General features: G+C 58.7%; 13 protein-coding genes. 4 read left to right on the top strand and 9 right to left on the bottom strand.

Features of this window, described 5'->3' with window-relative positions; all coding sequences use genetic code 11:
- Window positions 1-3: 3 nt before the first annotated feature.
- From AC1D17_RS25585 to AC1D17_RS25560, 6 genes are all read right to left on the bottom strand, one after another.
- Window positions 4-726: an aspartate/glutamate racemase family protein gene (locus AC1D17_RS25585; RefSeq protein WP_477568092.1), complete on the bottom strand. Its 723-nt coding sequence runs from the start codon at window positions 724-726 to the stop codon at window positions 4-6.
- Entirely contained in the window at window positions 726-1460 is a 735-nt protein-coding gene (locus AC1D17_RS25580) for an ABC transporter ATP-binding protein (protein ID WP_477568091.1), read from the bottom strand. The genes AC1D17_RS25585 and AC1D17_RS25580 overlap by 1 nt, the downstream gene beginning before the upstream one ends.
- Window positions 1461-1463: 3 nt before the next feature.
- Window positions 1464-2243, bottom strand: coding sequence for an ABC transporter ATP-binding protein (locus AC1D17_RS25575; protein ID WP_477568090.1), 780 nt, complete (start codon window positions 2241-2243; stop codon window positions 1464-1466).
- A complete protein-coding gene (locus AC1D17_RS25570) occupies window positions 2244-3272 on the bottom strand; it encodes a branched-chain amino acid ABC transporter permease (RefSeq protein WP_477568089.1) in 1029 nt (342 codons plus the stop codon).
- 4 nt (window positions 3273-3276) lie between these two features.
- Window positions 3277-4146 carry a branched-chain amino acid ABC transporter permease gene (locus AC1D17_RS25565; RefSeq protein WP_477568088.1) on the bottom strand — a complete coding sequence of 290 codons (870 nt, stop codon included), beginning with the start codon at window positions 4144-4146 and terminating at the stop codon, window positions 3277-3279.
- A gap of 85 nt (window positions 4147-4231) precedes the next feature.
- Window positions 4232-5422 (bottom strand): ABC transporter substrate-binding protein, encoded by a 1191-nt coding sequence (locus AC1D17_RS25560; protein ID WP_477568087.1) that lies wholly within the window; start codon window positions 5420-5422, stop codon window positions 4232-4234.
- A 190-nt stretch (window positions 5423-5612) separates the two neighbouring features.
- On the opposite strand from AC1D17_RS25560, the gene AC1D17_RS25555 reads away from it, so the two are divergent.
- Complete coding sequence (locus AC1D17_RS25555) at window positions 5613-6332, top strand: GntR family transcriptional regulator (RefSeq protein WP_477568086.1); 720 nt, start codon at window positions 5613-5615, stop codon at window positions 6330-6332.
- Between the two features lie 152 nt (window positions 6333-6484).
- Here the strand turns inward: AC1D17_RS25555 and AC1D17_RS25550 are convergent, their stop codons facing one another.
- Window positions 6485-6808, bottom strand: coding sequence for a M24 family metallopeptidase (locus tag AC1D17_RS25550; RefSeq protein ID WP_477568093.1), 324 nt, complete (start codon window positions 6806-6808; stop codon window positions 6485-6487).
- 250 nt (window positions 6809-7058) lie between these two features.
- Here AC1D17_RS25550 and AC1D17_RS25545 point away from each other — a divergent pair, with 250 nt between their 5' ends.
- Both AC1D17_RS25545 and AC1D17_RS25540 read left to right on the top strand, forming a co-directional pair.
- Window positions 7059-7256, top strand: coding sequence for a hypothetical protein (locus AC1D17_RS25545; protein ID WP_477568085.1), 198 nt, complete (start codon window positions 7059-7061; stop codon window positions 7254-7256).
- On the top strand, window positions 7256-7531 hold the full coding sequence (locus AC1D17_RS25540; protein WP_477568084.1) for a hypothetical protein: 276 nt from the start codon (window positions 7256-7258) through the stop codon (window positions 7529-7531). Before AC1D17_RS25545 ends, AC1D17_RS25540 begins: the two co-directional genes overlap by 1 nt.
- Before the next feature lie 51 nt (window positions 7532-7582).
- Here the strand turns inward: AC1D17_RS25540 and AC1D17_RS25535 are convergent, their stop codons facing one another.
- The gene (locus AC1D17_RS25535; protein WP_477568083.1) at window positions 7583-8173 is read right to left on the bottom strand and encodes a hypothetical protein; all 591 of its coding nucleotides are present in this window, start codon (window positions 8171-8173) and stop codon (window positions 7583-7585) included.
- Window positions 8174-8825: 652 nt separating this feature from the next.
- Here AC1D17_RS25535 and AC1D17_RS25530 point away from each other — a divergent pair.
- Window positions 8826-10055 (top strand): cyanate transporter, encoded by a 1230-nt coding sequence (locus tag AC1D17_RS25530; RefSeq protein ID WP_477568082.1) that lies wholly within the window; start codon window positions 8826-8828, stop codon window positions 10053-10055.
- A gap of 266 nt (window positions 10056-10321) precedes the next feature.
- Here AC1D17_RS25530 and AC1D17_RS25525 read toward each other — a convergent pair whose 3' ends face one another.
- The gene (locus tag AC1D17_RS25525) at window positions 10322-11719 is read right to left on the bottom strand and encodes an amidohydrolase family protein (protein WP_477568081.1); all 1398 of its coding nucleotides are present in this window, start codon (window positions 11717-11719) and stop codon (window positions 10322-10324) included.
- Window positions 11720-11816: the final 97 nt, after the last annotated feature.

Below are 11816 nucleotides of genomic sequence, written 5' to 3'. Positions count from 1 at the left end.
TTGCTACACCGCAGCTGCCTGTTGAGCGCCCGCATGGATGTCCTTGTCAAAGGAGTAGGCGCCTATTTTCGAGGTCTTCAGCCCCGCCGATACCAAGGCCTCGGCCATGGCGACTGCGCAGGCTATGCCATCGACAACCGGAAGGCCGAACTCAGCGGATAGCTCATCCATGAGATCAGCCATGCCGGCGCAACCAAGAACGATCGCCTCGGCCATGTCCTGGTCAATCGCCATCCGGATTTCGTCTCGAATGCGAGCCAGGGTTTTCGGGTCCCGTTCTTCAAGCTTGAGAACAGGAATATCCGTTGCCCGCACCCGCGCACAGCGCGCCGCCAGGCCATATCGGGACAGATTTGCCTCGAGCCCGGGCACCGAACGCGCCAACGTCGTGATGACGGTGAATTTGTTGCTGATCATGCTCGCGGCGTGATAGGCAGCCTCGCCGATCCCGACAACCGGGACGTCCAAAAGYGCGCGCAATGCATCGACGCCGGTATCATCGAAACACGCCACGACGACCGCATCGACATCGTTATGCCGGGCGGCCTCCGCCAGCAATCCGGCCATGCACAGTGCGACGTCGAGAAAGCCCTGGATGCTCCGTGGCCCGGATTGCGAATTGGCGGCGATGATCTGAGTGCCCGGGCGGGCCACGCGAACCGCAGCGTCGTTGATTTTCGACGTCATGGACGCAGTGGTGTTGGGATTTATGACCAGAATTTTCACTATACAGCTCCCACGATTTCGCCACCGAGATAGGCCGCTCTGATCCGATCGTCATGCAGCAATTCTTTTGAATTTCCAGAAATAACGACCTTGCCGGTTGTCATTGCATAGGTCCGGTTCGAGATGCTGAGCGCCATGCGGGAGTTTTGTTCCACGAGCAAGACCGAAACGCCCTCATCGCGATTGATGGCGACGATCGAGCGCGCAATGTCCTGCACCAGTTTTGGTGCTATCCCGAGAGAGGGCTCGTCCAGAAGCAGGAGTTTCGGCTTGGTCATCAGCGCACGGCCGATGACCATCATCTGCTGCTCGCCGCCGGACAGTGTCCCAGCGGGCTGGGTGTAGCGTTCCTTCAGGCGGGGAAACCGTTCGAGCACGCTATCGAGCGTATTTCGGATGCCTGCCTTGTCGGTACGGATGAAGGCGCCCATCAAGAGATTGTCCTTCACCGTCATGAATGGAAAAACGCGGCGACCTTCCGGCACCATGGCGATGCCTCTGGCAACGATATCGGATGCCGACAGCGTATCTATGCGCGAGCCCATGAAATGAACGGAGCCGGACTTGATCTTGGCAAGCCCCGTGATCGCCCGCAGGATCGAGCTTTTTCCGGCCCCATTGGCGCCGATCAGCGCCACCGTCTCACCCTGATCGACATGAATGGACACGCCTTTCAACGCGTAGACATGATCGTAATAGAGTTCCACATCTTTGAAGTTGAGCATTTCGGTCATCGTTCAAATCCCGATCTCATCGTCGGCGCTACCCAGATAGGCCTCGATAACTTTCACATTGCTCTGGATTTCCGCCGGCGTCCCTTCGGCGATCTTTTGACCGAAATTCAGGACGACGATCCGGTCGGATATCGACATGACGGCGGGCATGTCGTGCTCGACCAGCAAGATCGTAACGCCGCGATCGCGTACATTTCGCACCAGATCGACCATTCGCATCGTTTCATCGTGGTTCATGCCAGCGAAGGGCTCGTCGAGTAGCAAGACGGCGGGATCGGTCGCCAATCCGACGGCGATACCGAGCGATCTCAGATGCCCCTGCGGCAGGTTCGACGCCAGTTCGTTTCGAACAGCGCCGAGGCCGAGAAACTCTAGGATCTCATCGGCCCGTTTTCCAAAGTCCGCAACATCTTCGCGTGCGGCCTTCGTGCCCCAGAAATAACCAGCCAGAGAAGCCCTCGAACGGAGGTGCTGTGAAACGATCACGCTTTCGCGCGCGGTCATGCTCTTGAAGATCGTGGTTTCCTGGAAGGTCCGCACCACACCTTTCCGAGCGACGACATGCGGCCTCAGGTTGGAAATCCGTTCGCCACGAAACAGTACCTCGCCGGACGTTGTCGGCACGAACGATGCGATCATCTTGAACAATGTCGACTTGCCGGCTCCGTTGGGGCCGATGACGGACAGGATTTCCCGCTCCGCGACGTCGAAGGAGACCGCGTTGTTTGCGACCAGACCGCCGTATTTCTTCGTGACGTTCCTGACTTCAATGAGCGCAGCCATTCAACGGCTCCTTTCTTCCTGAGCGGAATTGAACGTCGCGGCTGCGCTTTTAGCGCTTCGTCGCTTCGGCAGGCTCAGGCTGAGGAGGCCGTTCGGCAGGAACCGCATCAACAGGATCATGATGCTGGAATAGACCAGCATCTGGTACCTTCCGAGTTCAAACAGCAGGTCCCATCCGAAATAGAGGACCAGGGTTCCCAGCATTGGCCCGAAGACGTAGCCCAGGCCGCCCAGGAAGCAGTTCAGCATGAAGTTGACGGAATCCGCGACCTGAAAGCTCGACGGATATACGGACTGCGCGATGGCCCCGAACATCGCGCCACCGACGCCGCCCAGGAAGGACGAAATCGCGAAAATGATGATCCTGATATAGGTGATGTTGACACCGATAGAGGACGCCAGCTCCTCATTCTGCTGCATCGACCTGCAAAGATGACCGAGGCGGGAGTTCACGAGCCGGTACATGGCGCCGAAGCAGACGGTCATCAGCGCACAGGCGACATAATAAAAGGCCAGCTTGGTATTCGTAAGCGTCGAGAAATCCGGGACGATCGTCAGCCCGAACACCGACAATTCCATTGGAAGCGGGATTGAGACAATGCCCTTGGCACCGTTTGTGATGGGAAGCGCCAAGGCGGTCAGGCGCACGACTTCCGTCAAGACCAGCGTGATCATGGCAAAATAGACGCCACGCAATCTGAGAATTGGCAGGCCGATCAAGACCGCCACCCCCGCAGCGAAAAATCCTGCAAGCGGCAGCGTCACCCAAAAGTTGATGCCCGCTTTTGTCACAAGAATGGCCGACACATAGGCGCCGATCAGGGCAAAGGCACCCTGTCCGATGTTGATGCGTCCGATATGGAAAGTCAGCCAGACGCCGGCACTCGCGATCGACAGGAGCGCGACCGAGGTCAGCGTGAAGAAAAAGTCAATGCGCCCCGTGACGAAAATGGCGACCGGAACCGCAACGAAGATTGCAAACAGAAAGACCGCAACGCTGACCACCTGCTTTGTTGAGATGCTTTTCATGATGTCAGCCCCAAGGTTTTCCCATCAGGCCGTGCGGCCGGATGGCGAGGAAAATCATCAGCGAAACAAAGATCAGCAGATAAGTGATATCGCCATATTGCGAGAGAACGGCGAGCCCCACGGCTTCCAGCATTCCAAGGATGAACCCGCCGGCGATTGCCCCTGAAATCACGCCCGCTCCGCCGATCATCACCATCATGAAGGCTTTCACGGAGGTCGGGCCGCCCATGCCCAGGTTGACGCCGGTGATCGTGACCAGCAAGCCGCCGACGAGTCCTGCCAGCATCGCGCCCAGGGCGAAGCCGATCATGGAATAACGATCGACATTGACGCCCATGAGCTGCGCCGCGACCCGGTCCTGAGCCAGGGCCCGCAATGCCCGGCCGGTCTTCGAAAACTGCATGAAGCAGATGAAGATCGCGATCGACAGGATCGCCATCACACAGACCAATATGCGATCGTAAGGAACGATCAGGCGAAATTCATGGTTGAAAACGCCATTGATGATTTTCGGAACCCCATGCTGTTTCTCACCGAAGATCAGCAGGATCAGTGCGTCCAGAAGAAAGGCGATGCCCGCCGCAAGCAGCATTGTGCTTTCGTCTCGCGCAGAGCGTTTGATAACCGGGTTGAAGAGGTATCTTTCTATCAGTGCACCGAGTATCGCCAGTGTGACGCAGGACAATAACAGCGCCAGAACAAACGGCACGCCGAGCTGGCCGTAGAAGGTGTAGGTGATAAACCCGCCAATGACGTACATTTGCCCGTGCGCAAAATTCAAGACATTCATCAGCGCGAAGATCAGCGTCAGCCCAAGCGCAATCATGGCATATTGCGAGCCGAGATAGACCCCGTTTGCGAGTATCTGTTCCATTGAGAGATCTTTCATGGCTCGATGTMCCAGGCCAGGCGGCCTGGGAGCGATCGATACAGAAGTTCGTCATTGTCAGGAGACGGCGTCAGTCGACTTTGGCGACGAACATCGTATCGAACTTGCCGTCCTGATAAACATTGACGACCAACGGCACGGCAATCTGCCGGCGCTGACCGAAGGAGGTCGTGCCGACATAGCTGAGCTGGGCGTCGCCCTTCATGAAGGGGTTCGGCGCGGAGAACGTGTCAATTGTCTTCTTGAATTCCTCGACATTGTCGATCGCGGCCGGATTAGCCTTGAGGGTTTCGAGGATGTACTCGAGCGCATAGACCTTGGTATTGGACTCGTCGTTATATTCGCCGAACTTCTTGGTATAGCGGTCGACAAATTCCTTCATCGTGTCGGATGCGAGCTCGGCTGTGGACGCGCCGCCGACGGAGATGAAGCCGTTTGCCAGTTCGCCGGCACCTTCGCTCAGAACCTGGGCATCCTGGGCGGTTTCTGTCGAAATGAGGCCCTGGAAGCCGAGTTCACGCGCCGAGCGGATCAGTTGGGGGGCATTGGCTGGCGATACACCGGACAGGACGAGCAGGTCGGGCTGCGTCTGAACGACGGGCGTCAGAACCGGGGTGAAGTCTGTTGTGTCGACCTGATAGGTCGCGTTTGCCGACACCACCTTGAGCCCCAAGGCCTCCGCGGCCGCAATCCCACCATCTCGCTGGCTCAATGGGTCCGATTCATTGGCAGCGACGAAAGCAACGGTTTTAATACCCTTCTTATCCTTCAGGTATTGGTAGATCGCAGGACCGGACTGATAGTTGGCGATCATCCCGAGTATCGCGTTTGAAGCCGGAGCCATATAAAGCGCCTTCGGGAAGGCATAGGGGAAATACATGATCCCGCTCTTTTCGGCCACCGGACGCACAGCCGCAGCTCCGTCATCGACGTTCGGACCAACCACGTAGTGGATGCCCTCCTGCGCCATTTTCTCCATGCCGGCGATTGCCCGCTTGGGATCTTTCTGGTCGTCAAACGAGACGATCTCGATGTCATATGTGACGTCGCCGATCTTGTAGCCGCCGGTTTCGTTGATCCAGTCGGCCCGGGTTTCCATCGAGCGCTGATTTGAGATGCCCCACGCGGCAGCCGGCCCGCTCGTGACGCCTACGAAACCGATTTTCAGCACCGTATTGGCGGCAAATGCCGTGCCGTGGCCGATGGCGGACAGAATCAGAGCGGCAGTGGCCGCCTTCAATAAGGATCGCCTTCTCATCACTTCCCTCCCATGTTGTTTCCGGCGCCTCCACGCCAGAAAACCAGAGGACGTTTTCGACCTCCCGGTGTCGTACACGGAAACATTGTTAACAATAAATGTCAACGAAAATTTGGGTTGTGTTTGCAAACGGAAGCCTTTCCGGTTACAGAAAACTTCGGAACCAAAAACGCAGCACAAATCGGTATTCAACGTGAGCAGAGTTCAATCAGCAGAGCAGCATGAGGTCCTGGAATTCTCGGACGGCACCGACGAGCAGTTGATCATCGACCGGGTATTCAGGGCGGTCATGGAACAGAGACTGGCTCCCGGGACCAAGCTGAATGAATCGGTCCTGTGCAAAACATTTGGCGTGGGGCGGATGCGGGTACGCCGCGCGCTGTTGCTGCTTGCAAATCAGGGAATCGTCGATCTGCAATCGAACCGCGGTGCGTTTGTCGCATGCCCAGATCCGCGGGAAGCAAATGAGGTTTTCGAAGCCCGCATGCATCTCGAGCCGAGCCTCGTCCGTCAGGTCGCTCTTGAGATTGACGCGGCCGGGGTGAAAACGCTCAAAGACCATATCGCGCAGGAAATCAGTGCCCAGTCCCGAACCGATCGGACGGAGCTTATTCGTTTGTCAGGCGAGTTTCACGTCAAGATCGCCACGGTCACCGGCAACACGGTGTTGCACAAGGTCATGCGCGAACTGGTGACGCGGACATCGCTGATTGTCGGCCTTTTCGGCAGCACATTGCATACCTGCTGCCCGGACGATGAGCATGAGCAAATCTTTCGCGCCATTGAGCGCCGCGATGCCGACGCAAGCGCGGATCTTATCCGCGAGCACCTCCAGCATATCCAGCGCAGTCTCAACTTGGCCATGCCGAAGATGGAGGAGCCGGATCTGGTCAGCATTTTGAGGGGCGGCTAAATTCCGCTGCATCGATTTCTGACTTTAAGGCGACCGGGCATTGCTTGTTCGACGCTTTGCCGATGATGACAAAGTTTGCATCAATTCGGTGGTTTCGGCGCCCATGAAAGGGCGCCGGGCACTTCGCCGGTCTTCTCGCCAAAGATAGGTTTTTAATGCTCAGATCTGAACGAAGTGTGCATCGCGCGGCAGGCTGGAAAGAATTTCCGGGCCGTCTTCGCGCAGGATGACAATATCCTCAAGACGGATGCCGAACCGGCCGGGCAGGTAGATGCCGGAGGAAAACCCTGTTTGCGGCCGCCGATGTCGATGACCACTGCATCTCCCTCCGCGATGACCTTTTCGCTAGCCGAATGGTGCGGGAAAGCGCCATTGCCGCCGGCGCCGGCGATCCCGCACTGCGGCTCGGCACCCTCTGAAGCGAAATGAGCGCGGATTTCGGCCGCGACCTCATTTTCCGTCATGCCCGGCTTGATCTGGAAAACGCAGCCTGAATAGCGCGGTCGGCGATGCCAGTTGGACTACGATATCTCGGGAGAACGGGAGATGGTCCTTGCCGCTTTTGGCAAATGACGAGAGTATGCCGTACACATTTATACTCGCCTCTAGCACAGGAGCGATGATCACAGATGAGTGGGATTAGAACGACCGCTATGTGCTCGTTGCGCCCAGGGGTGAGCAGCGCTGCAGCACCGCCGACCGTACCGGATATCTGGGAGAGGTAGAATGTTGTTGCAGGTTGTTATCGTCGCGGTCTTCCTTCTCACTTTGCTCGCGCTGCTGATGTTTATTTGGCCGCGTCGGGAAAGTCTCCGCAGGCTTTTAGCTGGCGGCGCAGGTTCGTACATCAGCGGCGAAGGCTATTCCCCACATGCCAGCGGTGGTGATGGCGGTGGCGCCGACGGGGGAAGTGGTGATTGCTGATGACACAGCTTTACTCTGTAGGAACCTGCCCGCAATGCGACCATCAGGGTCGGCTCTATCTCCAGAAGGACCTGACCTCTCTGACGCTCTACGCTCATTGCGAGGAATGCGAGAGTGGCTTCCGGAAACCCGAGGACCTTGAACCTCCTCAGCGCGCGTTTCTAACACTGCTGGAGGACTACGAAACCGAAAACCCAACTATAGAGGAAATCTCCCGGTCCGTCTGGGCCGACCTCGCCGTCCGGCCGTCCGACAATGCCGAGGATGGGCGTTGAAGGAGCGAAGGAAATGAACCCGCTCAGGTCGGCGCGCGTTGTCTAAGCCTGTTACACTACATTCACTTCGACGCCAGCGTTACGAAATGCCGAGGAAAGTGTTTTCAAAACGCCGGCAAGAATCTCGCGATCTTTACTGGCAAGAAGCAGGCCGTCGCCGTCGACTGCCGGAGCGATTAACAGCAGGGCTTCCGGCGGGAACTCCTGCCTGCTCCAGTCCCTGACCCGCCGTAACCGTTCAAGACAATCCCACTTAGTGGGCAAGGCAGATAAAACAAGAGCCATCTGCCCTTGCTGGTGCCAGTGCTGTTCGAAGAGGGCCTGCACATCGGCTGTCGTTCTGGAGATAGCGAGATCGGCGGGCCAGCAGCGGGTCAATCGCTCAATGATCCTCAACGGGAAAAGCCTGCGTGCCGCGGTTATGATGATGGTCTCCGAGGACATGTTGTGCTCGAAGAAAATTCGAAACGCGACTGGACCAACGGAAGTGATCGTTGCAGCAACAATCTCCTTGATCGTTGTTGGCACTCYTTCATCGATAGAAGCCGGATCGACGGACCAATAGAGGAGAGAGCCGAAAGTAGCTTTCGGACGCAGGTTGGCAGTTTGCCAACCAACTTCGTCCCATCGCTCTTGAATCACCACCTGTGTTCGACTTTGCATCCCTGATATTGGGCAGACTTGAAGCCGGACGGCAACGGGTTCAATGCAACATTGCCGTGATGCGATGTGTTCCCACAACGCTCTTCGACTCGGCCTAAATCGCAGCTTCGGGCCGACGGGCCAATAATCCCGCCGCCACTGTCGCGCCGTTTTTCTTGCTCGTGCCGATATTCTGGGCTGCATCGGCAGCGATCGTTTTGGGAGAGAGATTTGGTCCTGTTCGTACGATCGGGATGGCCCTCGTCCTCGCCCGCCTCATCATCGTCGTCTTCCCGTTGCGGCGAATGACGACTTCATTTCAACGAGACTGATCTCGTGACATGGCTTAGCGTAGGATTTCGCCCCCTCCCGCAAACGCCCCCTGTGAAGCAGGAACTGTTGTTCCGGACATACGACGCAGAGCCGGAAGAGACCGTTATCGTCATGATTCGAGCATGGCGGCCGTCATTGTGAAATCCAATAGTTCCTATTCAAACATCTCATTTGCCGATGTTGAAAGCCGGTGATAGCGGTACGGCGGCCTCGTCCCTAGGTTCACGGTCATCGTAGCAGAGCGTTTCTTGACGCGCGCAAGCCCTTCGGCGGCAAGCGCAACCGTGACCGGCGCAATCGCAATCCAAGAGTTAGAAAAGTGTCCGATGAATCAAAGTCCGGAGCGAAACGCGAATGGGCCGTGCTCGGCCTTGTCATAGTAATTGGCATCAATCTTCGCCCATTCCTGGCTGCGCCGGGGCCAATCCTGCCGGATATCATCGCCGATACAGGGCTGAGCTATGGCGGGATCGCGATGCTGACGCTGCTGCCGATGGTGTTGATGGGGGTTGGGGCATTCATTTCTCCCGGTATCCAAGTTCGGGCCGGGACCCGCCGCGGCATGCTCGTCGCATTGGCGTTGCTGATGCTCGGGTCTGCCCTGCGCCTCGTCGTCCCGGACGGCCTGTCGCTGATCGCAACGGCGGCATTGTGTGGAATAGGCGTGGCATTCATCCAGGCTGCGTTCCCGGGGATCATCAAGGCACGCTTCCCGAAAAGCGTTCCCGTCGTAACCGGCCTGTACTCCAGCACGATCATGGCCGGTGGGGCGCTTGGGGCACGGTTGATGCCGGCGCTGGTGGATGCGGGTTTCGAGTGGCGGGCCGCTCTGGCCTGGCTGGCGGTGCCGGTGGTGATCGCGCTGATCATCTCAATGCGCGTTCTCTCCGACGTCGAAGCCGTGCGTCCGGACAAGGCGATGACGCGGCATCTCCTGGAGCGCCCGAGGACTTGGGCACTGATGGCGGCATTCGGCCTCGTCAATGCCGGATACACGTCGATGGTCGCCTGGCTTGCCCCCCACTACCAGGCCCTGGGCTGGAGCAGCGCCGACAGCAGCGGCCTCGTCGCGTTCATGGCAATGTGTCAGGCCGTATCAGCGCTCGCACTTCCCGCACTCGCCAGGCGTAGCATCGATCGCCGCCCCTGGCTCTTCGCCACCCTTGTGATGCAGGCTATCGGATTTTTCGGCCTCGCCTATCTTCCTGACACCGCGCCTGCCTTCTGGGCGGGGATTTGCGGGGCCGGGCTCGGCGGAAGCTTCGCGCTCGCGATCGTAACCGCGCTCGATCACTTGCCGAGGCCGGAGCAGGCAGGCGCCCTTACAGCTCTCATGCAAGGCGGCGGATTTCTGATCGCGGCTGGCGGCCCCTATGCCATGGCGCTGCTTCACAGCTTGACCGGTGGTTTTGCCGCCGGCTGGGTGATGCATCTGACATGCCTGGCGATTGCCGCACTGATCTATCTGCGCTTCGACCCCAACCGCTACGCAAATGCCATGAGTCCCCGTGGAGTTCGGATGACAAAAACATGCAGCGATAACGGCTGACCGCTCCGGTTCGCCCCGGCGGGCGCCGTCATGGTGACGGGTAGGACCATAGCGCCGCACGAAGACCAAGATGCGCACCGGAACGATTCCCAGCGCCAACATCCATAGCGAGACGACATCCAGGTTCTCGATATCAGGGCGCAATCCGTCAAAAATGCGTGGTGCACCCATCGCTGCCGAAGTCGCCAGCGGCGATTCCTGCCGGCCAACGGGATTATAGGAGAACGGGAAACGAACCCGTTACATACCGCTCTCCTACCCAGGTGTTAAGCCTTGCCGACGCTGCCGAACACCAGGCTCCCCTTGTGGAACGTGGCGCTGCGGGCCGATACGCGGGCAACCGCTTCCGCCGAGCAACTTGCACCCGTCAGGGTGAAACCCGCCTCGTCGCCAGCCTTTGGCCAGGCGCGGTTGCCGTCATTGTCGAGCGGCAGCACCCCGCCGGTGGCAATGGCGAGCGAACGCGACAGGTGGAATTCATCCGAGCCGCGATAGAGTTGGGCGTAGAGATAGGCCTTTTCCAGCATATCGCCGCTGCCGAAGGGCGACCAATGGTCGATGACACTGTCGGTTCCGGTCATCACGAAGACACCGGCCTTGGCTAGCTGCGGCAGCGGCATCATCAGTCCGCCGATCGGCACGGTCGAGGCGATCGTCATGTCGTTTGCCGCCAGCCGTGCAGCAGTCTCTTCCAGCTGCTCGGGTGTAAGCGTCGTCAAGGCGAAGGCGTGGCTGATCGTCACCTTGCCGCGCAGAGCCTGGTTCTTCTCGACCGTATCGATCATATAGTTGATGGCCGCGACGCCGGCCGGGCTGGTCTCATGCAGATGGATGTCCACACCCTTGTTGGTGTCGAGCGCGATCTGGAACATGGCGTCGAGCGACTTTTCCATGGCGCTGTCGACATTGGTCGGGTCGAGGCCGCCGACATAATCGACGCCCATCTGCATGGCTTCGCGCATCAGCCCATCGACCTTGGAGTGCAGCAAGCCGTGCTGCGGGAAGGCGACGATCTCGCAGACGAAGTCGGCTTTATGCTTTTCGAGCGCCAGCTTCAGGTGTTCAAGACTCTTGAGCCCGCTGACCGGATCGATGTTGCAATGGCTGCGGGCAATCGTGCTGCCCTTGGATTGCAGGAGGGCGATCAGGCCTTCGGCGCGCTGCTGAGAGGTCGGCAGTAATTGCGGCAGCAGCTTTTCCTCCAACGCGATCATATCCATGATCGTCTTGCCCTGGCGCGGGCGCGGCGCCTGCCACGGGCCGCCGTAAAAGGTCTTGTCGAGGTGGATGTGCATGTCGCGCATGGTGGGCAGCGCCAGCTGGCCGTTCGCCTGATAGGCTGGCAGGCCGGCGGGCAGCGCCGCCCCGGCCGCATGCAGCGCGGCGATCTTGCCGTCCTTGATTTCCAGTGTGTAGAGTGCGGTACGGGTGGCGACGATGACTTCACCGTCCCGCTCGAAACCTTCTTCCAGCCGCACATCGGCGAGCAGGTAGTGGCTTTCGGTCAGCGCCTTCACCGTGTTTCCCGGAGTACAATCGCTCGTCTGAGCCGCGGCCTGGCGGCTCATGCCACTGGTCAATCCTGCGATCGTTGCGGCGGTGGTGAGCTGGCCCGTGCGGCTCAGAAAGGTTCTGCGGCTCTGCGATACGGCGTGTTCCAACATCGTTACCTCATGTTTGGAATGGGTTTACGCCATTCTAGGCAACACCACCGCCGCATGGCAGCGACATTTGGCCCGCCGCATGGCAGCGACATTTGGC

Source organism: Pararhizobium sp. P1_E7 (assembly GCF_056405855.1).
This window is presented reverse-complemented; position numbering and strand designations above follow the sequence as displayed.

Coding starts and splice junctions, on each gene's coding strand:
- AC1D17_RS25580 (WP_477568091.1), bottom strand. CDS start 1,460: ATGACCGAAATGCTCAACTTCAAAGATGTGGAACTCTATTACGATCAT.
- AC1D17_RS25575 (WP_477568090.1), bottom strand. CDS start 2,243: ATGGCTGCGCTCATTGAAGTCAGGAACGTCACGAAGAAATACGGCGGT.
- AC1D17_RS25570 (WP_477568089.1), bottom strand. CDS start 3,272: ATGAAAAGCATCTCAACAAAGCAGGTGGTCAGCGTTGCGGTCTTTCTG.
- AC1D17_RS25565 (WP_477568088.1), bottom strand. CDS start 4,146: ATGGAACAGATACTCGCAAACGGGGTCTATCTCGGCTCGCAATATGCC.
- AC1D17_RS25545 (WP_477568085.1), top strand. CDS start 7,059: ATGTTGTTGCAGGTTGTTATCGTCGCGGTCTTCCTTCTCACTTTGCTC.
- AC1D17_RS25540 (WP_477568084.1), top strand. CDS start 7,256: ATGACACAGCTTTACTCTGTAGGAACCTGCCCGCAATGCGACCATCAG.
- AC1D17_RS25525 (WP_477568081.1), bottom strand. CDS start 11,719: ATGTTGGAACACGCCGTATCGCAGAGCCGCAGAACCTTTCTGAGCCGC.